This window comes from Halobacterium litoreum (assembly GCF_021233415.1).
GTDB classification, from domain to species: Archaea; Halobacteriota; Halobacteria; order Halobacteriales; family Halobacteriaceae; genus Halobacterium; species Halobacterium litoreum.
Map to the genome: position 1 here is coordinate 2,300,456 of NZ_CP089466.1, position 18,768 is coordinate 2,319,223.

Below are 18,768 nucleotides of genomic sequence, written 5' to 3' on the forward strand. Positions count from 1 at the left end.
GGGCGTTACTCCGCCTCGTCTTCGTCCACTACTTCCATCCCGCGGTTGTTGATGGCGTCCGGGTCGAGACCGACCTCTTCGAGGAAGTTCCGGTACTCGCGTTCGGCGGACTCGCCGGCTTTCTGCTTGTCGCTGGCGGTGTCACACAACTCGACGAGGTTCTCGGGGACGTCGTTCTGGTAGACGATCCAGTGGTTCACGAGGTCGCTCATGCGGCGGATGGGGCTCGTGAAGTGCCCGTAAATCTCGAAGTTGAGCGCGTGGTGGCCGCCGAACGGGTCGTTCATGTACTTCGCTCGCGGCATCACCTTCATCACCGCCCACTGAATCTTCCCGAGTTGGCGCTCGGGCGCCTGCTCTAAGGTGGCGTTGACGGCCTTCCGGGGGTCGTCCCACGAGTCGCCGGGGATGGAGACGCCGTCGAGTTCCTGAATTTCGCGGAGCGCGTCGTCCCACTCGTCGGGACTCGGCTGGGGGTGGACGCGGTAGACGGCTTCGACGCCGCGATTCCACATGAGTTCGTGCGTGACGGCCTTGTTCGCCTTCAGCATGCACTCCTCGATGATGGTGTGCGCGCGGTCCCGGCGCGGATTCAGGACGAGGCTCCCCTCTTCTTTGCGCTGTTCGTGCATCTGGTCGGCGAGTTCGAAGACGAGCGAGATTTCGTCGTGGAGGGGCGCGTCCTCGTCGTCGAGGCGTGCCTCGGTCTCCTTGTACGTGAGGCGTTCGTCGCTGTGGATGACGGACTTGTAAATCTCGATGTTCTGGTAGGAGAGGTCCTCCTTGTCGAGGTGCATCTCGACGGTGTGCGCGAGGCGGTCCTCCTCGGGGACCAGCGAGCACACCGTCTCCGCGAGCACGGGCGGGAGCATGTGCATCGTGTAGCCGGGGAGGTAGACGGTGTTCCCGCGGTCGATGGCCTCGTCCCACATCGCCGAGTCCGGGTGGACGTAGTGGGTGACGTCCGCGATGTGGACCCAGACGACGTACTCGTCGTCGCGCTCGAGGACGCTGATGGCGTCGTCGAAGTCCTGGGCGTCCACGGGGTCGGTCGTCCACGTCGGGAGCGGTCGCATGTCGGCGCGCTCCTCGACTTCGCTCTGAATCTCTTCCTGTACGTCCTCGGTGCGTTCCTCGGCCTCCTCGATGACTTCCGGCGGGAACTCGTCGTGGAGTTCGAACTTCTCGAAGAGGTCCTCTCGCTTGTTCTCTATCTGGCGGGCGAGTTCGGGCGACACTTCGACGGGCCCTTGGTCTTCGATGGTTCCCTGCTGGGCCCCGGCGTCGTTGGACATACCACCACGTAGCCCGCTCCCCCAGTTAGGCGTATCGCCGCGCCGTCACTCGCGGCCCGGTGGTTCCTCGGTGGTCTCGGCCAAAAAGCGCGCGAGGAACTCGTCGTCGCCGACGCGCCCGGCGCCCGCGGCCTCCAGTGTGTCTTCGAGGCCGTCGCGGGCGTGTTTCGTGAGGTCGCGGAAACAGGGCTTGCAGAGGTGTTCGAACTCCTTGCCGTCGCGGTCCCAGCGGTCGCCGTGTTTGTCGTACTCGCGGGCGTCGCTCCGCTCGACGGAGTCGCCGCAGGCGATACAGGAGACCGGGTCGTTCGCTGACCCCCACATCACGTAGTGGTTCGCTGGCCGACCACTTAGCGATTTGGCCGGTGTGCGACGGGGGTTCGCGCCGGACACCGAGTACGACAGCAGGGTTCGGGCGTTCGGCTCGGAGCGGGCGTTTTAAGCGCGACGACGACGGAGGTCCGGTATGGAGGTATCCTCGCGACACCACCTTCGGAGCGACGAAATCGGCGCCATCGCCGACGCGCTCGCGGAGGGACTCGGCGTCGAACTGGACGCCGACTCGTTCGAACTCGTGGAACTCGCCGACGAGGACTTCGACGTCGTGCTCGTGGACGGCGAGCCGCTGGTCTGGTATCCGGACGGCGAACCGTTCGTCACCGTGAAGGGCGCGAACGCCACCGACCCGTCGACGGGCGTCGTCACCGTGGACGCGGGCGCGGTGTCGTTCGTGAGCGACGGTGCGGACGTGATGCGACCGGGCATCACCGAGGCGAGCGACAGCATCGAGGCCGGCGACCTCGTCGTGATTCAGGAGGAGGCCCACGGGAAGACACTCGGCATTGGGCGCGCGCTCGTGGACGGCGACGAGATGGTCGGCGACTCCGGGAAGGTCGTGGAGTCGCTCCACCACGTCGGCGACGAACTGTTCGAGTTCTCCGTCTGAGTCACTCGCCGCCTCTGTCTTCTTCGCTCGCGTCCTCTGCGTACCGTTCGAGCGCGTCCTCGTAGCCCCGCTTGGCGAGCCGGTAGGTCTCGCGCAGGTCGACGATAGGGTCTTCGCTCGCGTCGACGCGCAGGTCGTCGTAGTACGGGCGCTCGTCGTCGCCGGTGTCCGCGACGCGGACGGCGGCGCTCTGCACGGTGAGGTCTTCGCGTTTGTCGCCGCCCGCGGCCTGCCCCGCGCCGAGCGCGTCTATCAGGCGCTTGGCGAGCGGGTCGCCGTCGTCGCGGTGGTCGGCGTAGTGGTCGGCGGTGCGCTCGATGACGGCTTCGCCGGCGAGGAGGTTGCCGGCGACGGTGTAGTTCTCGCCCTCGGTGTGGCCGTACCACCCGGAACAGCCGTCGCCGGAGAACGTGAACGCGCCGTCCCGCGAGACGCCGTGGAGCTGGCGGTCCGCGCTCCCGTCGTCGGCGTTCAGCAAGGCCTGCAGGGCGTCTTCGATGCCGAGGCCGTCGGCGAGGTACTCGACGCCCCGCGACCCGAGTTCGACGTTCGTCAGGCTCTGCGTGGCGACCGCGCCGTGCTCGTTGACGTGCGGGCACGGCACGCCGACCGCCGGCAGGCGCGTCGTCACCGCGACGCCGAACCGGAACTGTTCGTCGCCCTCGTCGTCCTCGTAGGACTCCCGGACGCAGATGCTGAAGGTCACGTCCGTCCCGTGGCACTCGACGCCCTAAACGGTACGCGAACCGGTTGGCTCCTCGCGTCTGACGCAAGAACTATGCCCGCGGCGGGCGCGTCGTGTACGCATGGGCTTCATGGACAAGATTCTCGGCGGCGGCGGTGGGTCCACCGAGGATTACGTCGAACTGGACATCGAGGACTTCGACACGGAGAACGGCGACGCCGGCGTCACCGTACACGTCGCCGAAATCGACGGACAGGAGGACGTCATCGCTATCAAGGACGCGGTGTACGACGGCGACATGGTCATCGCGGACATCACGCGCCTGCGCACCGAAGACCGCACCGTCGAACACGTCGTCGACGAACTGCGGCAGGTGGCGACGGAGGTCGGCGGCGACATCGTCCAGAAGGGCGACGACCAACTCATCGTCTCGCCGAACGGCATCGCCATCAGCCGGTCGAAACTGAACCGCCACTGACGGCCTACGAGACGTTGTCGGGCTTGTCGGCGTCGTCTTCGACCGCGCGCTTCATGGAGTCGCGACGGGACTTCGCGTCGCGGCCGGTGGCTTCGAGGAGGAAGTCGTTTTTCGCGTCGACGGCGTCCGCGGCGGCGTCCGCGTTCCCCTCGGCGATGACGTCCTCGGCGGGACGCTCCTCGAAGTCGACGCCGAGTTTGTCTTTCTTGCCGGAGTAGGAGACGGCACCCGCGACGACGCGCTCGAAGACCGGGTTCTTCGGGTCGCCGACGACGTAGAGGTCGCTGCCCTTGTACTCCTCGGTCTCCGTGATTTCACCGAAGTACTCCTCCACGGAGGCTTCGAGGTCGGGCATGCGCTCTTCGAGGTACTCCCCTCTCCGCATCTTGTACTCCTTCATGGAGGCGAGAAGAACAGCGAGGGCTTTAATCCCTTCGTCAGCGGTCCTCGGCGAGGTACCCGCGCTTGCACTCGGGGCAGATGTCGCCCGCGCGCAGGCTGGAACCGGCGGCGTACCGCTCGAAGCCACACTCCGGACAGTACAACTCGAAGTCGAGGTCGTCGCCGTCGGAACTCTCGACCGGTCCGGCGCTCGTGAAGCCGGTGTCGGCTTCGACGAACTCCTCGTCGTCGCCGAACTCGAAGGCGGCGTCCTCGGCGTCGCCGTCGGTGGCGTCGAACCCCTCGTCCTCGCCGTCGGGCTCCGGCCACTCGCCGCGCGGCCGGTCGGTCTCCGCGGCCGCGGCCTGCGTGCCGCCGGCGTCAGCGGTCTCGGTCGACGCGCCGACGCCGGCCTGCTGGGCGTCGGTTTCGGCGGACTGGGTGTCGGCCGCGCCCGTGGTCTCGTCCGGGCCGGCGTCCACGAACTCCACGTCCTCCTCGTCGGGGTCGGCGGTCGGTTCCGGCGCGTCCGTGGGGTCGACCTCGTCCTCGGGTTCGTCCCACTGGTCGCTGCCGGGCGTCCCGTCGTCGGCGTCGTCGTCGAGGATGACCGCGTCCTCGCCGTCCGGGTCGGCGTCGGCCGCGCCGCCCGCGTCCTCTGTCGAGGCACCGGCGCCGGCTTCCGCCTGCTCGATGGCGTCCGTGGCGGACGTGAACGCGCCCGACCCGCCCGAGTCGTCGGCGCCAGCGTTCGCGGTCGCCGCCTGCTCGGTCTGCTGGTCCGGCGTCGACGCCGTCTCCTCGGTCGCCGGTTCCGGGTCCGGTTCGAGCGACCGGACTTCGGTGTTCTCGCTCGTGACTCGTTCCGCGCCACAGCGCGCACACTCCTGTAGTTCGCGCTCGGTCACCACGACTTCGTTCCCGCGTTCCTCGCGGTCCCGCTCGACGAACGACTCGCCGTAGTCGTGCCCGAGCAGGGAACACCTGAGACCCATTGGCAGGGTCGTATCCGGGCCAACGGCAAAAGACTACCGTTCGGAACCACCGCCGGTACGCGCCGGGGACACCGATAAGACGCCGGCGCGCGTCGGTCCACGTATGCAGGCCAAGCGCGAGTTCCGCGACCGGGACGACACCGAGGTGGCGGTACTCGACGCGCTCGTCGACCGGACGAACGGCGGGATGACCGTCTTCGAGTTGCGGTCGCGCGTCGACGCCAGCATCGACGACATCGAGGGCGCGCTCGGCGCGCTCAAGGAAGACGACCTCATCGACGCCGAGGACGACGGCGACCGCACCGTCTTCACGGTCGACGACCGCGTCGTCCCGGACGCCGACGACCACACCGAGGAGGCGTCTATCATCGACGCGATTCGCCGGAAGATGGGGTTCTGATGCGGTGGGTTTACGCCGCGGAGACACCGACGTTCGAGCGATGACTGTCGTCAGGGAAGCCCACGAGGCACACGGCGCGACGTTCGAGGCGGTGGCCGGGCGCGCCGTCCCGGCGGAGTACGGTCGCGCGGCGCGCACGCACCGCGCCGTGCGGAACGCCGTCGGCGTCACCGAACACGCCTTCGACGTGCTGGTGGTGTCGGGCGACGACCGCCGCGAGTTCGTCGACGACACCGTGACGAACCGCGTCCCGACCGAGGACGGCGAGGGCGCGTACGCACTTCTCCTGGACCCGCAGGGCCGGATTCGCGTCGACTGTTACGTGTTCGCGACGGGCGACAGCCTCCTGTTGTTCCTGCCCTTTGGCGAGGGCGGGGCCGTCGCCGAGGAGTGGAACGAGCGCACGTTCGTCCAGGACGTCGACGTGGAACTGGCGACCGACGACTTCGGGACGTTCGGCGTCCACGGCCCGAAGGCCACCGAGAAGGTGGCGAGCGTCCTCCACCACGCGAGTCCGCCCGAGGAGCGCTTGACGTTCGTCCGCGGCGAGATGGAGGCGGGCGTGACGGTCGTGCGCGACGACGACCTCGCGGGCGAGGAGGGCTACCTCGTCGTCTGCGGCGCCGAGGGCGCGAGCGACGTGTTCGAGACGCTGCTCGTCCGCGGCCTGAACGCGGTGCCGTTCGGCCGCCGAACGTGGGAGACACTGACCCTGGAGGCGGGCACGCCGCTGTTCGAGACGGAACTCCGCGACCGCATCCCGAACGTCGTCGGCCTGCGGAACGCCGTCGACTTCGAGAAGGGCTGTTTCGTCGGGCAGGAAGTCGTCTCGAAGGTCGAGAACCGCGGCGAGCCGAGTTCCCGGCTCGTCGGCCTCACCTGCGAGACGCTCCCCGACGCCGGCGCGACCGTCACCGAGGACGGCGAGGAAGTCGGCGAGGTGACGCGCGCGGCCGAGAGTCCGACACTGGAGGAACCGCTCGCGCTCGCGTTCGTGGACTACGACGTGGGCGGCGACGCCGGCGACGGCGCACTCGCCGTCGAGACGGACGGCGGCGACGCGAGCGCGAATCTCGCCGACCTGCCGTTCGTGGACGGCGGCGAGCGCTCGGCGCGACTCCCGACCTACGAGTAGTTACCGGAGGAGCGCGCGCAACTGCGCCGCGGAGAAGAGGCTCGTCGGCTCGTCCATGTGGACCGCGATTTCGCCGGAGAACAGCCGCATTCCCGCGCGCTGAATCGGTTCGGGCGCGGAGTACCCCTTTCTGACGAGGTGGCCGAGTGCGATGTCGCGGCTGAGTTCGTCGCGCCACGCGCGCTCGTATCCCGCGAGCGTCCCCGGCCTGTCGGGGTCAAGTTCGTCGGCCGCGCAGTCCGCCGCGCGCATCCCGTAGAGGATGCCGCCGCCCGTGAACGGCTTCGTCTGGCCGGCGGCGTCCCCGAGCAGGAACCCCCGGTGGCTCGTGACGGTGTCGGGCGGGCCGATGGGGATGACGCCCGAACACCGGTGTTCGATTTCGACGCCGTAGTCCTCCACGAGCGCGTCGAACAGCGCGGGAACGTCCTCGCCGGGCGCGGCCGCGAGGCCGTACTCGACGCCGCCCTCACCGCGAGGGATGCGCCACGCGAAGAACTCCGGGACGGTGAGGTGAACGTCCACGAAGTCCTCGTGGTCGGGGTCGGGGTCGAACGCGAGCGCACCGTGCAGGAACTCGTCCGGCTCGGGTAGGCCGAGCGCGTCCCGCACGCGGGAGCGCGGGCCGTCGCTCCCGGCGACCATCTTCGCGGTCACGTCGAACGTCTCGTCGGGACCCCTGACGGTGAGTTCCACGCGGTCGCGGTGCTCGGTGACGCCGGTGACGGTGTGCTGTTCGCGAACGTCTGCGCCGGCGTCGCGGGCGGCGTCCGCGAGCACCTTGTCCAACTGCACGCGGTCGACGGCGTTCGAAATCGGGCCGTCGCGGTAGAACGGATAGGCGTCGGAGTCGGCGCCCCCGAGGTGGAAGCGCGCGCCCCGAATCTCGTTCTGGAAGAGGTCCTCGCGGTGCGCCTCGGGCACCCGGTCCCAGACGTCGAGGCTCACGTGCCCCGAGCACGCCAGCGGCTTCCCGAGTTCGCCCGACTCGAAGGCCACCACGTCGAAGCCGCGTTCGGCCGCGCGGCGCGCGAACCGCGCCCCGGCGGGACCGACGCCGACCACCGCGAAGTCGTACATCGGGCCGTCCTACGCCGCGCGGAAGAAAGAGCCTTCGGCTTAGTAGCCGAGCGTCTCCTCGACGAGGACGACCGTGGTGCGGCCCTCGGTGCCCTCCTGCCGGTAGACGAGTTCCTTCGACGGGTAACTCTCGACGCCGTAGGCCTCCTGTGCGCGCTCGTTCTCGAACGCGTAGGCGAACTCGTGGAGGCGCTCGCGGGCCGCCTCGACGTCCTCGACGACTTTGTTCACGCCCGCGACGAGCAGGAGGTTCTGTGCGGCGAACGGGTACGCACCGACGCGGCTACCGGAGAGGTCGGCGGCGACGAGCGTGCCGTCCTGCGCGATGCCGTTCACGCTCCCGAGGAAGTAGTCCGCGGTCTGGGCGGCGCGGCGGGCGGCGTCGCGCTCGGCGTCGTCGTCGATGCTCCAGATGTCGGCGGCGAGGTTCTCCCAGTCGTGGTCGCCCTCGCCGAGGTAGTCGTCGAACCCGATTTCTTCGAGGGTCGTCGAGTGCCCGTTCATCACGGACGCGCCGGCGGGAATCTCGGAGACGAGGACGTCGAGGGCTTCCTCGGCGTCGGAGACGACTTCCACGTCGAAGCCGGACGCTTCGAGGTTCTCAACGGTCGCTTCCAGTTCGTCGTCGGTCGGATGGTCGTCCCAGTCGTCGTCCACGTCGACGTCGTCGACGTAGTCGGATTTCGTCTGTTGGCTCACACGCGATACGAGTCGCGCCCGGGAAAAGAGGGTACGCCCACCGGCGAGTCGCGCCCGAACGAGTAACCCCGGCGTAACCGGGTTTCAGGCGTGCTATCGCCGGTTCGTCTCGCGTCTCAGTCGTCGGTGGTTGGCGCCGGCGCTTCCTCGGCTTCGGGCTTCTCGCGGTCGCTCCGCGGGCCTTCGAGGTCCACGCGCGGGAGTTTGTCCCGGAGGTACCGGCCGGTGTGGCTGTCGTCGTTGCGCGCGACCTCCTCCGGGGTACCGGTGGCGACGACGCTCCCGCCGTTCTCGCCGCCCTCGGGACCGAGGTCGAGGACGTGGTCGGCGTTCTTCACGAGGTCGAGTTCGTGCTCGATGACGACGACGCTGTTCCCGCGGTCGGTGAGGCGCTGGAGCACCTCGATGAGTTTGCGCTCGTCCGCGGAGTGCAGGCCCGTCGTCGGTTCGTCGAGGAGGTACAGCGTCTCGCCGGAGTCCTTCTTCCCGAGTTCCTCGGCGAGTTTCACGCGCTGGGCCTCGCCGCCCGAGAGCGTCGTGGAGGGCTGTCCGAGGCGCATGTAGTCCAGCCCCACGTCTTTGAGGAGTTGGAGGCGGCGCCCGAGTCGGCTGTCCGCCTCGAAGAAGTCGTGGGCCTCCTCGACGCTCATCTGGAGCACGTCCGCGATGGTCTTCCCCTTGAACTCCACTTGCAGCGTCTCGTCGTTGTACCGGTCGCCGCCGCACTCCTCGCAGGGCACGTGGACGTCCGAGAGGAAGTTCATCTCTATCTTCTGGGTGCCCTGCCCGCCGCAGGCCTCACACCGGCCGCCCTTCACGTTGAACGAGAACCGCCCCTTCTCGTAGCCGCGCTGTTTCGCGAGTTTGGTCTGCGCGAACTTCTCGCGCACGTAGTCGAAGATGCCCGTGTACGTCGCCGGATTGCTCCGAGGGGTGCGCCCGATGGGGCTCTGGTCGATGAGCCGCACCGTCTCGACGTGGTCGACGCCCTCGATGGCGTCGTGGTCGCCGGGGTCGACCGAGGTGTTGTCGTTCATCTCGCGGGCGAGGCCCTTGTAGAGGATGTCGTGCATCAGCGTCGACTTCCCGGACCCCGAGACCCCGGTAATCGCGGTGAACGCGCCGACCGGGAGGTCCACGTTGAGGTCCCGGAGGTTGTGCTGGCGCGCGCCCCGAATCGTCAGCGACTCGTTCCAGTCGCGGCGCTCATCGGGGACGGGAATCTGCTTGCGGCCCGCGAGGTAGTCGCCCGTAATCGACTCCTCGGCGTCCATCAGGTCCTCGACGGAGCCGTTGGCGACGACCTCGCCGCCGTGGCGGCCCGGCCCCGGACCCATGTCGACGACGTTGTCGGCGCGCCGCATCGTCTCCTCGTCGTGTTCCACGACGACGAGCGTGTTCCCGAGGTCGCGCAGTTCTTCGAGAGTGTTCAGGAGGCGGTCGTTGTCGCGCTGGTGGAGGCCGATGGAGGGTTCGTCGAGGACGTAGAGGACGCCGACGAGGCCGGAGCCGATTTGGGTGGCGAGGCGGATGCGCTGGCTCTCGCCGCCCGAGAGCGTCGAGGCCTCGCGGTCGAGCGTGAGGTACTCCAGCCCGACTTCCTCCATGAACCCGAGGCGGGCGCGAATCTCCTTGAGAATCTCCTCGGCGATTTTCGTGTCCCGCTCGTCCATCCCGTCCTCCATCCCCTCGAAGTGCGCCAAGCAGTCACCGATGCTCATCCGGTTCACCTCGCTGATGGGGGTGTCGTCGACGAGCACGGCCCGCGAGGACGGCTTCAGGCGCGTGCCGTCACACGCCGGGCACGTCGTCACGCTCATGTAGTCCTCGATGTGCTCGCGCGTGCTCTCGGAGTCCGTCTCGACGTGGCGGCGCTCCAGGTTCGGGATGACGCCCTCGAAGCGCTTCTCCTTGCGCCGGGTGCCGTTTTTCGTCTGGCGCTCGAAGACGACCTGCTCGCTGGTACCGTAGAGGAACGCCTGCTGGACGTCCTCGTCGAGTTCCTCGAACGGCGTGGTGACGCTCACGTCGAAGTGCGCCGCCACGGAGTCGAGTCGCGTCTGGTAGTACGAGCGGTTGTAACTCCACGCCTCGAAGACGTCCTTCAGTGGCTTCGAGGTGTCCTGCACGACGAGGTCCTCGCTGACCTCCTTCGTGTTCCCGATGCCCTCGCACTCGGGACACGCGCCGTGGGGGCTGTTGAAGGAGAACGACCGGGTCTCGATTTCGCTGATGTCGATGCCGCAGTGCGTACACGCCAGTTCCTCGGAGAACTCCACGACGAGGCGGTCGTCGCCGTCGTCCTCGGCGAGGTCGCCGGTGCTCCGCGCGGTCGCGCCGCCGAGTTCGAGGTCGTCGTCGGCGTCCGGCACGACGACCTTCAGCACGCCGTCGGCCTCGTCGAGGGCGGTCTCGACGCTGTCCGTGATGCGGGAGCGCGCGTCCTCGCTGACCGCGACGCGGTCCACGACCACGTCGACCGTGTGGTCGTAGTTCTCGTCGAGGTCGGGCGTGTCGTACGCCAAATCGTACTCCTCGCCGTCGACCTCGACCCGCGAGTACCCCTCACTCACGAGTTCGTCGAAGCGGTCCTCGAACGCGCCCTTCTGGTCGCGCACGACGGGCGCCGCAATCTTCGCCTTCGTCCCCTCGGGGAGTTCGAGGATGCGACGCACCATCTGCTGGGCGGACTGCTCGCCGACCTCGCGCCCGCACTCGGGGCAGTGAGGCGTGCCGACGCGAGCGTAGAGGAGGCGGAGGTAGTCGTGGAGTTCGGTGACGGTGCCGACCGTCGAACGGGGGTTGTTCGCGGCGTTCTTCTGGTCGATAGAGATTGCGGGGCTCAGGCCCTCGACGGACTCGACTTGGGGCTTGTCCATCTGCCCGAGGAAGTTCCGGGCGTACGCCGACAGGCTCTCGATGTAGCGGCGCTGGCCCTCGGCGTAAATCGTCTCGAACGCGAGCGACGATTTCCCCGACCCGGAGAGGCCGGTCACCACGTTCAGCGACTCCCGCGGAAGCCGGACGTCGAGGTCCTTGAGGTTGTGTTCTTCGGCCCCTCGGACCTCGATGTAGTCCTCGCTCATTGGACGAGTGCAGGGACCGAATCAGGGAAGGTCTATCGGTCGCGGCACGCGCTCGCGAACGCCCAGGGCCCCTACTCCGCCACGTCCGCGGCCTCCGCGCCCGCCAACTCGACGAGGCGCTCGGGGTCGATTGGCCACACCGCCGTCGGCGTGCCCGCCGCCGCCCACACCTCGTCGTGGGAGAGGAGCGTCTCGTCCAGCAAGACGGGTGCGCCGTTCTCGTGGCAAACCGGGGGCACGCCGCCGATGCTCCACCCCGTCGCGTTCTTCACCTCGTCGGCTTCGGCCATCCGGGCGTCGGCGGCGTCCGCGTACACCGCGACCTTCTCCAGGTCCACGCGGTTCGCGCCGCTCGTAATCACGACGACGGGCGTGTCGTCCGCCACGACGACGATACTGGACGCGATTTGCGCCACGTCACAGCCGATTGCGTCCGCGGCGTCCGCCGCCGTCTTCGTGCCCTCGTCGAACTCGTGGACGTCTACCTCGACACCGTACTCCTCGCGCGCCCGCTCCGCGAACTCCGCGGCTCGCTCGTGCATTGCGAGTCGCTGACACGGGCCGGGGAGAAAGGGCTGTCGCTCGGTGCAAGCAGTACGCCTCCGAGCGGCGAGTAGCGGGATTCTTCCGTCCGGAACCCCGAGACAGCCCGTGAACGCCGACTTCGGAACCGGTGTTAATCGGCTCCTCCTGCCGGTGGGCACCGCCTACCTCGTCTACCTCGCGCTCCAGCCGCCGCCCGCGAAGTGGGTCGGCCTCGGCTGTCTGGCAATCGTCGGCCCGCTGCTCGTCGGCTGGCTCGCCGGCGCCGTCGCGGGCGTCGGGCCGTGGGCTGACGACGACTGACGCGCTATCGGCTCAGACGTCCTCCGGGAGCCACCCGCCATCTACCTCCACGTTCTCGCCGGAGACGTACTCGCTGCCCTCGTCGCAGAAGAATCTGACTACCTGCGCGAGGTCCTCGAACGTCGCCCAGCGGCCGCGGGGCGCCTCGTCCGGGTACTCGTCGGAGTTCTCGACGACGTACGGGGAGACGGCGTTGACCGTGATGCCGTCGTCTTGGGTGTCGGCGGCGAGCATCCGCGTGAACATCAGGACGCCCTGCTTGGCGGCGAAGTACGGGAAGTTCTTCGGGGAGACCAGCCCCTTCTCGGCCGAGGCGTAGCCGACGTTGACGATGCGGCCCCACGACCGCTCGCGCATCGCGGGGAGCGCGCGCTTCGAGCAGAGGTAGGTGCCGGTGAGATTCGTGTCGATGACGGTCTGCCACGTCTCGAAGTCGATGTCCGCCCAGTGGTCGGGGGCGAACGCGCCGACGTTGTTCACGAGCACGTCCACGCTCCCGAGGTCGGCCTCGACGGCGTCGAAGAGGGCGTCCACGCCGTCGGGGTCGGTCACGTCGCCCTGCACGGTGGTGGCGGCGGGCGCGCCGAGTTCGCGTGCGTCGGCGGCGGTCTCGCGGGCGGCGTCCCCGCTCGTGTTGTAGTGGACGGCGACGCTGGCGCCGCAGTCCGCGAGCGACAGCGCGAACGCGCGGCCGACGCCGCTTGCACTCCCGGTGACGAGTACGGTGCGGCCGGCGAGGTCGGGTTCGAGCATGGCGGTGTGTTCCGGCCGCGCGGCCATATGTTTATGCCGTTCGGCGGTCACCACGTCGGCATGGCAATCGAGAACATCCTGCTCGCCGTCGGGCCGGGGGACAGCGAGCGCGTCGACCCGATGGCGTCGACCGTCGCGGACATCGCCGGACCGACCGGCGCGACCGTCACCCTCGCGCACGTATTCACCGACCAGCAGTACAAGGACGCGCGAATCAACCTCGGCGCGGAGGCCGACGACGGCGTGTCGCCGGACGCGGTGGCGCGCCGCCACGAGACGAGCCGCGAGATACAGGACCGCCTCGACGACGCGGGTATCGAACACGAGATTCGCGGCCGCGTCGGCGAACACGGCGAGAGCATCGTCTCGCTCGCGGACGACGTGGACGCCGACCTCGCGGTAGTCGGCGGCCGGAAGCGCTCGCCGACCGGGAAGGCGGTGTTCGGGAGTACGGCCCAGACCGTCCTGCTGTCGGCGCCGTGTCCGGTGACGTTCGTGCGCAGCGACCACTGATGGACGCGAGCGTCGGAGACGGCGTCGCGGGCGTGCTCGAAGTCGAGTTCGACGCTGGCGACTCGCTGTTGACGGCGGCCGGCGCGCTCCTCGACCACGATGGCGGCGTGCGCGTGAGTCGCGCCCGCGAGGGCGTCCTGCGGTCGGTGGCGAACGCCGCTCGCCAGCGCGAGCAGACGCCCGTCCGCGTGAGCGCGGAGCGGGAGACGACGGCGCGGTTCGCGCCCGACCACCACGGCGAACTGGCTGCCTGCGACCTCGGCGACCGGACGGTGCGCGCGGCGCGGTCGACGTTCCTCGCGGCGACCGGCGACGTCCGAGTGGGCGCGGGGCGCGTGGGGAACGCGCCGGACCGCGGCGTCGGCCTCTTTCTGACGACGCTGTCGGGCGACGGCACCGCCTTCCTCGCGGGACGCGGTCGCGTCGAGCGCGTGGACGTGGACGGCGAGTACGCGGTGGCGGCCGACCACGTCGTGGCGTTCGACGGCGACGCGGACGTCACCGTGGAGCGCGCCGGTGCGCTGGAGGACGCGACGCCGGTCTGTCGCGTGGCCGGCGGCGCGGTCTGGGTGGGAACGCGGCGCGCCGAGCGCTGAGACTAACACGAGTCCGAGTGAAAACTGTGTAGTTAAGTGCGCTCGGCCGCCCTGTTCACCTGAATGCACTACGCGGGCGTCGACCTCGGCGCGACGAACGTGCGCGCCGCGGTGGCCGACGAGACGGGCGCAGTCGTCGCCAGCCACCGCCGCGGGACGCCCCGGGGCCCGACCGGCATCGAGGTCACGGAAGCCGTCCTCGACGTGCTCCGGGGCGCCTGCGACAACGCGGGCGTCGACCCGACCGACGTGCGCGCCGTCGGCGTCGGGAGCATCGGTCCCCTCGACCTCGCCGAGGGGACCGTCGAGGGCCCCGCGAACTTCCCCGACTCCGTGGACACCATCCCGCTCGTCGGCCCGGTGTCGAAACTCGTAGAGTCCGAGCGCGTCTACCTCCACAACGACACCGTCGCGGGCGTCATCGGCGAGCGCTTCCACGCCGACCGCAACCCCGACGACATGGCGTACGTCACCATCTCCTCGGGCATCGGCGCGGGCGTCGCGGTCGACGGCAACGTCCTCGCCGGCTGGGACGGCAACGCCGGCGAACTCGGGCACATGGTCGTCGACCCGCAGGGCCGCCGGACGTGTGGCTGCGGGCGCGACGGCCACTGGGAGGCGTACTGCTCGGGGAACAACATCCCGGAGTACGCCCGGATGCTCGCCGAGGAGGACGGCGGCGTCGAGACCGCACTCCCCTTGGAGGACGCCGACTTCTCCGCGAAACACGTCTTCGAGTACGCGGGCGAGGACGAGTTCGCCGACCACGTCGTCGACCAGGTCGGCTTCTGGAACGCCGTCGGGATGACGAACCTCGTGCAGGCGTACGCCCCCCTCGTCGTGTACGTCGGCGGCGCGGTGGCGCTCAACAACCCCGACCTCGTCCTGGACCCGATTCGGGAGCACCTCGACGACGGCGTGTTCAACAACGTCCCGCAGGTGCGACTGACGACGCTCGGCGACGACGTGGTGTTGCGGGGCGCGGTGGCGTCCGCGCTCACGGGCGGCACCGGCGACCGGTCGCAGGCGCCGTGAGTCGTCGCAGGACTTTTAGACGTTCCTCGCGGAAGACGTGTCATGCGACGACGAGACGTGCTGCGCGCGACGGTCGGCGCAGCAGCCCTCCCGCTGGCGAGTAGCGCAGTCACCGCCCGAACCCAGGAGTCCTACGAGCCACTCGGCTCCGTGGCGCTCGAAGGCACCAAGGAAGTCGTGGTCGGCGACGACGGGACGACGGCGTACGCCGCGACCACCGACGGCTTCGCGGTCGTGGACGTCAGCGACCCCGCCAACCCCGAAGTGCTCTCGAAGGCGTCCTCGCTGCTCGCGGACCGCGAGAGCGGCCCGATGAGCGGCATCTACGACGTGAAAGTCGACGGCGACACGCTCGCCGTCGTCGGCCCCGCGAACCCCACGCGGGAGGACACCCTCCAGGGGATGGCGCTGTACGACGTGAGCGACCCCGAACTCCCCGAGCGCGTGGCGTTCCACGAGACGGACTACGCGATTCACAACTCCTACCTGCACGACGGCGTGGCGTACCTCACGGCGCTGAGTTACGACAACGTCGCCGACCCGGAGCAGCAGGCCCGGAACCCCGTCGTGATGGTCGACATCTCCGACCCCGCCAACCCCGAGGAACTCTCCCGGTGGTCCATCGCGGACCACGACGAGGGCTGGCTGGACATCTTCTACTACCCGCGGTCGAACCACGACGTGTACGTCCAGGGCGACACGCTGTACATCGCCCACTGGGACGCCGGGACGTGGCTGGTCGACGTCTCGGACCCCCAGAACCCGACGTACATCAACGACTTCGGGCACTACGCGCTCGAAGACTTACGAGAGCGCTCCCGGAGCGAACTCATCGCGGAGGGCACCGAGAAACCGGGGAACTCCCACTACGTCGCGGTGAACGACGACGCCACGCTCCTCGCGTCCGGCGCGGAGTCCTGGGACGTCGAGGAGACCGAGGAGATCGGCGCGCCCGGCGGCATCGACCTCTGGGACATCTCCGACCCCCAGAACCCGGAGAAACTGTCGTTCATCGAGGGCCCGCCGACGCCCGACCCCACCCGCGGCGGCGTGTGGACGACCTCCCACAACTTCGACTTCCACGGCGACCGCCTCTACACGTCGTGGTACCGGGGCGGCGTGAAGATTCACGACGTCTCCGACCCCGCGAACCCCGAACAGATCGCGTGGTGGCGCCAGCCCGAGCAGGCGATGTTCTGGGGCGCGCAGTACGTCTCCGAGGAGGCGTTCGTCGCGGGCAACATGCAAGGTAGCGGCGACTACGCGACCGGCGTCTACACGTTCCCGAACCGCGCCGGCGAGCAGGCGAACGCGCCCGCGCTCGTCGAGGAGGAAAACGGGACGACCACGACGACCACCGCGACGACGGAACCGACCACCGAGCAGACCACGGCGTCGACCACGCAGACGACCACCGAGAGCGGCGGTAGCACCACGGCGTCCGCGGGCGGCGACGACACCACCACGGAGTCCGACGACAGCGGCGGCGGCGAGTCCGGCGGCTCCACGCCCGGGTTCGGCGTGCTCGCCGGCATCACGGCGGCGTCCGGCGCCGCCCTCGCCGCGTGGCGACGCCGCGACTAACCGAAGGTATACCACACCTCCAGCGCGTACGCCCGGCCATGAGCGAGTCAGCGGGCGCGGGCGACCTCCACGAGCGCGTCGAAACGTGGCTCACCGCCCAGATGCCCATCATCCGCAGTCACGGCGGCACGAGCGCCGTGCGGAAGGCCGACCCCGAGGACGGCGAGGTCGTCGTCGAACTCGGCGGCGCGTGCTCCGGCTGTGGCATCAGCCCCCGGACGGCCCAGCGCATCAAGATGGACCTCGCGGCGGAGTTCGACGCCGTCGACGACGTGGTCGTGCGCTTCACCGACGGCGACGGCGGCGGCTGGGGCGGCGACCAGGCGGAGAGTTTCATGGGCGTCGACAGAAACGAGGGCGGACGCGGCGGCCGCGGCGAAGGCAGTCCGAACTCCGACTCGCACTTCTGATTCCGGACGGCTCGGGGCGGCCAGCCGTCAGTTCTCCACTGCGGATTTCACGCGCTCTGCGACCGACAGCGCCTGCTCCGCGAGTTCCTCGCTGACCGTGCCGTCGTCGACACAGTCGCGCAGTTCGTCCTCGTCCACGATTTCGACGGTGCCGTCGGCGTGCTTGATGACGTCCACGTGCAGGTCGACGTACCGGACGGCGTCGGGGAACACCTCGACGGGCGTGCAGACGTTCAGGTAGGTGCCCTTCCGGTCGCCGTCCGCGCTCCGGTAGACCGTCGGGTACCACCAGTTCCCCTCGGTGAACCGCGTGGTGGCGGTGTCACCGGCCTCGCGGTCGACGCCGAGCGCGTCGTACGTGCCGCCGCCGGTCATCTCGCGCTCGACCGAGACGCGCCCCTTCTCGACGTTCCGGTCGGTGACCTCGCCGCGACCGAGCGTGACGAGTCGGCCGTCCGGCTTGCCGTGGTGGAGCGCGACGGTGTCGCCCGCCGCGGGGCCGAACTGGTCGGTGACCGCGCCGAACGCGAACTCGTCGGGCGTGGCGCCGAGGGATTCGGCGAAGTCGACGGCGTCGCTCGCGCTCGCGCTCCCGGCCTTCACGCGGTGGTGGCCGGGCATCGTCGCGGTGACCTCGCGGCGAAGGTCGTCGAGTTCGCTGCGGGTCTCGCGACCGAACCACGCCCACAGCGTGTCGGCGGGCGCGGCGACGAGGCCGGGGTCGTCGCCGTCGGCGTCCGCGAGCGCGGCGTCGAGGTCTCGCGCGCGGTCGGCGAGCGCGTCGACGCTGTCGCCGAGCGCGCTCGTGTCGGCCTCGCTCGCGCCGTAGTGCCAGTAGACGCCCCAGTCGTCGGGCACGTCCGGGTCGAGCAGTTCGGTGGTGCGCGCGAGCGCGTCGCGGTCGGTCGCGGCGCCCGACACCAGCGCGTCGACGCCGCGGTCGAGGCTGGCGAGCGCGCCCTTCACCTCGAAGTCAGCGGTGGCGACCGCGCGGTCGCGCTCCCACGGCGCCGACGGCTCCCGAATCTGGACGCGGTAGGCGTCTCCCTCGGTGACGTGGGCGTCCACCGCGTCGAAGGGGAGGTAGGCTTCGCGGCCGTCGCCGAGGTCGAGAATCGCGCCGCCGCCCACGGTGCGGTCGACGACGCCGTCGAAGACGGCGCCGCGGGGCGTGTCGTCGCGCCAGACGAATGTGTCCCGTCCGAGGTCCGAGAGCAGGTCGGCGAGCGCGTCGGCCGCGTCGGTCGGCGCGGCGACGCCGACGCCCTGCCGGTCGTCGGTCATCCAGACGTCTGCGTCGGGTTCGGCCTCCGGGAGGTCGGCGTCGAACCGGCGCTGAATCGGCGGGGACGCCGCGACCACGTCGTGGCCGGCGTCGAGCAGGCGGCGCGTGAGCGCGGTGGCGTAGATGCCGCGGACGCGGACGCGAGTCATTCGAGGTGCTCGCGCTCGGCGGCGAAGCGCACGCGGCCGTGAATCGTCGGGCCGAGCGTCAGTTCCACCGCGTCCTCGGAGAGCACGCGCGCGTCCTCGACGTACGCGCCCCACGAGTCGAAGCGCACGAACCCGCGGATGTCCTCGCTGTGCGTGAACAGGTCCACGTAGTCGAGGTCGTGTTCGGGGTAGTCGGCGGCCGAGTGCGTCTGGTCCATGTCCGAGTAGACGGTGTCGAGGCCGTCGAAGAAGGATTCCACGCGGTCGGCGGTCTCGCGGGCCTGCTCGCTGGCGTCGCGCTCGACGCGCTGGATGTCGTCCTGCGAGAGGCCGGCGTCCCGGAGCAGTTCCCGGGTTCGCTGGTCGAAGAGCATACCCCCGCTTGGTCGCGCGGGATTGAAAGCGTTTCAGTCGTCG

The 18,768-nt window shown here is 69.6% G+C and carries 22 protein-coding genes; 10 read left to right on the top strand and 12 right to left on the bottom strand.

Annotation, left to right across the window (positions count from 1 at the left end; translation table 11 throughout):
- Window positions 1-5 precede the first annotated feature (5 nt).
- Both LT972_RS12615 and LT972_RS12620 read right to left on the bottom strand, forming a co-directional pair.
- Complete coding sequence (locus LT972_RS12615; protein ID WP_232570734.1) at window positions 6-1,295, bottom strand: RNB domain-containing ribonuclease; 1,290 nt, start codon at window positions 1,293-1,295, stop codon at window positions 6-8.
- Window positions 1,296-1,340: 45 nt separating this feature from the next.
- A complete protein-coding gene (locus LT972_RS12620; protein WP_232570735.1) occupies window positions 1,341-1,619 on the bottom strand; it encodes a DUF7562 family protein in 279 nt (92 codons plus the stop codon).
- A 142-nt stretch (window positions 1,620-1,761) separates the two neighbouring features.
- On the opposite strand from LT972_RS12620, the gene LT972_RS12625 reads away from it, so the two are divergent.
- Entirely contained in the window at window positions 1,762-2,241 is a 480-nt protein-coding gene (locus tag LT972_RS12625; RefSeq protein WP_232570736.1) for an RNA-binding protein, read from the top strand.
- 1 nt (window position 2,242) lies between these two features.
- Here the strand turns inward: LT972_RS12625 and LT972_RS12630 are convergent, their stop codons facing one another.
- Complete coding sequence (locus LT972_RS12630; protein ID WP_232570737.1) at window positions 2,243-2,947, bottom strand: DUF1028 domain-containing protein; 705 nt, start codon at window positions 2,945-2,947, stop codon at window positions 2,243-2,245.
- Between the two features lie 100 nt (window positions 2,948-3,047).
- Between LT972_RS12630 and LT972_RS12635 the strand changes: the two genes are divergently transcribed.
- On the top strand, window positions 3,048-3,404 hold the full coding sequence (locus LT972_RS12635; RefSeq protein ID WP_232570738.1) for a cell division protein SepF: 357 nt from the start codon (window positions 3,048-3,050) through the stop codon (window positions 3,402-3,404).
- Between the two features lie 4 nt (window positions 3,405-3,408).
- On the opposite strand, the gene LT972_RS12640 is transcribed toward LT972_RS12635, so the two are convergent.
- A complete protein-coding gene (locus LT972_RS12640) occupies window positions 3,409-3,804 on the bottom strand; it encodes a DUF5611 family protein (RefSeq protein WP_232570739.1) in 396 nt (131 codons plus the stop codon).
- 37 nt (window positions 3,805-3,841) lie between these two features.
- Complete coding sequence (locus LT972_RS12645) at window positions 3,842-4,780, bottom strand: DUF7093 family protein (protein WP_232570740.1); 939 nt, start codon at window positions 4,778-4,780, stop codon at window positions 3,842-3,844.
- Window positions 4,781-4,883: 103 nt separating this feature from the next.
- Between LT972_RS12645 and LT972_RS12650 the strand changes: the two genes are divergently transcribed.
- On the top strand, window positions 4,884-5,180 hold the full coding sequence (locus tag LT972_RS12650) for a DUF6432 family protein (protein WP_232570741.1): 297 nt from the start codon (window positions 4,884-4,886) through the stop codon (window positions 5,178-5,180).
- A gap of 40 nt (window positions 5,181-5,220) precedes the next feature.
- The gene (gene ygfZ, locus LT972_RS12655; protein ID WP_232570742.1) at window positions 5,221-6,315 is read left to right on the top strand and encodes a CAF17-like 4Fe-4S cluster assembly/insertion protein YgfZ; all 1,095 of its coding nucleotides are present in this window, start codon (window positions 5,221-5,223) and stop codon (window positions 6,313-6,315) included.
- On the opposite strand, the gene LT972_RS12660 is transcribed toward ygfZ, so the two are convergent.
- The 4 genes from LT972_RS12660 to LT972_RS12675 form a co-directional block, all read right to left on the bottom strand.
- Window positions 6,316-7,395: a geranylgeranyl reductase family protein gene (locus tag LT972_RS12660; protein WP_232570743.1), complete on the bottom strand. Its 1,080-nt coding sequence runs from the start codon at window positions 7,393-7,395 to the stop codon at window positions 6,316-6,318.
- A 39-nt stretch (window positions 7,396-7,434) separates the two neighbouring features.
- Window positions 7,435-8,094, bottom strand: coding sequence for a lactate utilization protein (locus tag LT972_RS12665; protein ID WP_232570744.1), 660 nt, complete (start codon window positions 8,092-8,094; stop codon window positions 7,435-7,437).
- 116 nt (window positions 8,095-8,210) lie between these two features.
- Window positions 8,211-11,180 carry an excinuclease ABC subunit UvrA gene (gene uvrA, locus LT972_RS12670; protein ID WP_232570745.1) on the bottom strand — a complete coding sequence of 990 codons (2,970 nt, stop codon included), beginning with the start codon at window positions 11,178-11,180 and terminating at the stop codon, window positions 8,211-8,213.
- A 71-nt stretch (window positions 11,181-11,251) separates the two neighbouring features.
- Window positions 11,252-11,722: a YbaK/EbsC family protein gene (locus LT972_RS12675; protein WP_232570746.1), complete on the bottom strand. Its 471-nt coding sequence runs from the start codon at window positions 11,720-11,722 to the stop codon at window positions 11,252-11,254.
- A 109-nt stretch (window positions 11,723-11,831) separates the two neighbouring features.
- On the opposite strand from LT972_RS12675, the gene LT972_RS12680 reads away from it, so the two are divergent.
- Window positions 11,832-12,026 carry a hypothetical protein gene (locus LT972_RS12680; protein ID WP_232570747.1) on the top strand — a complete coding sequence of 65 codons (195 nt, stop codon included), beginning with the start codon at window positions 11,832-11,834 and terminating at the stop codon, window positions 12,024-12,026.
- Window positions 12,027-12,038: 12 nt separating this feature from the next.
- Here LT972_RS12680 and LT972_RS12685 read toward each other — a convergent pair whose 3' ends face one another.
- Complete coding sequence (locus LT972_RS12685; RefSeq protein WP_232570748.1) at window positions 12,039-12,779, bottom strand: SDR family NAD(P)-dependent oxidoreductase; 741 nt, start codon at window positions 12,777-12,779, stop codon at window positions 12,039-12,041.
- Between the two features lie 60 nt (window positions 12,780-12,839).
- On the opposite strand from LT972_RS12685, the gene LT972_RS12690 reads away from it, so the two are divergent.
- From LT972_RS12690 to LT972_RS12710, 5 genes are all read left to right on the top strand, one after another.
- Window positions 12,840-13,292 carry a universal stress protein gene (locus LT972_RS12690; protein WP_232570749.1) on the top strand — a complete coding sequence of 151 codons (453 nt, stop codon included), beginning with the start codon at window positions 12,840-12,842 and terminating at the stop codon, window positions 13,290-13,292.
- Complete coding sequence (locus LT972_RS12695; RefSeq protein WP_232570750.1) at window positions 13,292-13,888, top strand: AIM24 family protein; 597 nt, start codon at window positions 13,292-13,294, stop codon at window positions 13,886-13,888. The genes LT972_RS12690 and LT972_RS12695 overlap by 1 nt, the downstream gene beginning before the upstream one ends.
- Before the next feature lie 63 nt (window positions 13,889-13,951).
- The gene (locus LT972_RS12700) at window positions 13,952-14,923 is read left to right on the top strand and encodes an ROK family protein (RefSeq protein WP_232570751.1); all 972 of its coding nucleotides are present in this window, start codon (window positions 13,952-13,954) and stop codon (window positions 14,921-14,923) included.
- Window positions 14,924-14,965: 42 nt separating this feature from the next.
- Complete coding sequence (locus LT972_RS12705) at window positions 14,966-16,507, top strand: LVIVD repeat-containing protein (protein ID WP_232570752.1); 1,542 nt, start codon at window positions 14,966-14,968, stop codon at window positions 16,505-16,507.
- Window positions 16,508-16,545: 38 nt separating this feature from the next.
- Window positions 16,546-16,917 (top strand): NifU family protein, encoded by a 372-nt coding sequence (locus LT972_RS12710; RefSeq protein ID WP_232570753.1) that lies wholly within the window; start codon window positions 16,546-16,548, stop codon window positions 16,915-16,917.
- A gap of 27 nt (window positions 16,918-16,944) precedes the next feature.
- Here LT972_RS12710 and LT972_RS12715 read toward each other — a convergent pair whose 3' ends face one another.
- Both LT972_RS12715 and LT972_RS12720 read right to left on the bottom strand, forming a co-directional pair.
- Window positions 16,945-18,351: a DUF402 domain-containing protein gene (locus LT972_RS12715; RefSeq protein WP_232570754.1), complete on the bottom strand. Its 1,407-nt coding sequence runs from the start codon at window positions 18,349-18,351 to the stop codon at window positions 16,945-16,947.
- The gene (locus LT972_RS12720; protein ID WP_232570755.1) at window positions 18,348-18,725 is read right to left on the bottom strand and encodes a DUF7532 family protein; all 378 of its coding nucleotides are present in this window, start codon (window positions 18,723-18,725) and stop codon (window positions 18,348-18,350) included. Before LT972_RS12720 ends, LT972_RS12715 begins: the two co-directional genes overlap by 4 nt.
- Window positions 18,726-18,768 lie beyond the last annotated feature (43 nt).

Bases quoted from the DNA above. Each gene is read 5' to 3' on its own strand.
- LT972_RS12615 (WP_232570734.1), bottom strand. From the start codon at position 1,295: ATGTCCAACGACGCCGGGGCCCAGCAGGGAACCATCGAAGACCAAGGG.
- LT972_RS12620 (WP_232570735.1), bottom strand. From the start codon at position 1,619: ATGTGGGGGTCAGCGAACGACCCGGTCTCCTGTATCGCCTGCGGCGAC.
- LT972_RS12625 (WP_232570736.1), top strand. From the start codon at position 1,762: ATGGAGGTATCCTCGCGACACCACCTTCGGAGCGACGAAATCGGCGCC.
- LT972_RS12635 (WP_232570738.1), top strand. From the start codon at position 3,048: ATGGGCTTCATGGACAAGATTCTCGGCGGCGGCGGTGGGTCCACCGAG.
- LT972_RS12640 (WP_232570739.1), bottom strand. From the start codon at position 3,804: ATGAAGGAGTACAAGATGCGGAGAGGGGAGTACCTCGAAGAGCGCATG.
- LT972_RS12645 (WP_232570740.1), bottom strand. From the start codon at position 4,780: ATGGGTCTCAGGTGTTCCCTGCTCGGGCACGACTACGGCGAGTCGTTC.
- LT972_RS12650 (WP_232570741.1), top strand. From the start codon at position 4,884: ATGCAGGCCAAGCGCGAGTTCCGCGACCGGGACGACACCGAGGTGGCG.
- ygfZ (WP_232570742.1), top strand. From the start codon at position 5,221: ATGACTGTCGTCAGGGAAGCCCACGAGGCACACGGCGCGACGTTCGAG.
- LT972_RS12660 (WP_232570743.1), bottom strand. From the start codon at position 7,395: ATGTACGACTTCGCGGTGGTCGGCGTCGGTCCCGCCGGGGCGCGGTTC.
- uvrA (WP_232570745.1), bottom strand. From the start codon at position 11,180: ATGAGCGAGGACTACATCGAGGTCCGAGGGGCCGAAGAACACAACCTC.
- LT972_RS12675 (WP_232570746.1), bottom strand. From the start codon at position 11,722: ATGCACGAGCGAGCCGCGGAGTTCGCGGAGCGGGCGCGCGAGGAGTAC.
- LT972_RS12685 (WP_232570748.1), bottom strand. From the start codon at position 12,779: ATGCTCGAACCCGACCTCGCCGGCCGCACCGTACTCGTCACCGGGAGT.
- LT972_RS12690 (WP_232570749.1), top strand. From the start codon at position 12,840: ATGGCAATCGAGAACATCCTGCTCGCCGTCGGGCCGGGGGACAGCGAG.
- LT972_RS12695 (WP_232570750.1), top strand. From the start codon at position 13,292: ATGGACGCGAGCGTCGGAGACGGCGTCGCGGGCGTGCTCGAAGTCGAG.
- LT972_RS12700 (WP_232570751.1), top strand. From the start codon at position 13,952: ATGCACTACGCGGGCGTCGACCTCGGCGCGACGAACGTGCGCGCCGCG.
- LT972_RS12705 (WP_232570752.1), top strand. From the start codon at position 14,966: ATGCGACGACGAGACGTGCTGCGCGCGACGGTCGGCGCAGCAGCCCTC.
- LT972_RS12710 (WP_232570753.1), top strand. From the start codon at position 16,546: ATGAGCGAGTCAGCGGGCGCGGGCGACCTCCACGAGCGCGTCGAAACG.
- LT972_RS12715 (WP_232570754.1), bottom strand. From the start codon at position 18,351: ATGACTCGCGTCCGCGTCCGCGGCATCTACGCCACCGCGCTCACGCGC.
- LT972_RS12720 (WP_232570755.1), bottom strand. From the start codon at position 18,725: ATGCTCTTCGACCAGCGAACCCGGGAACTGCTCCGGGACGCCGGCCTC.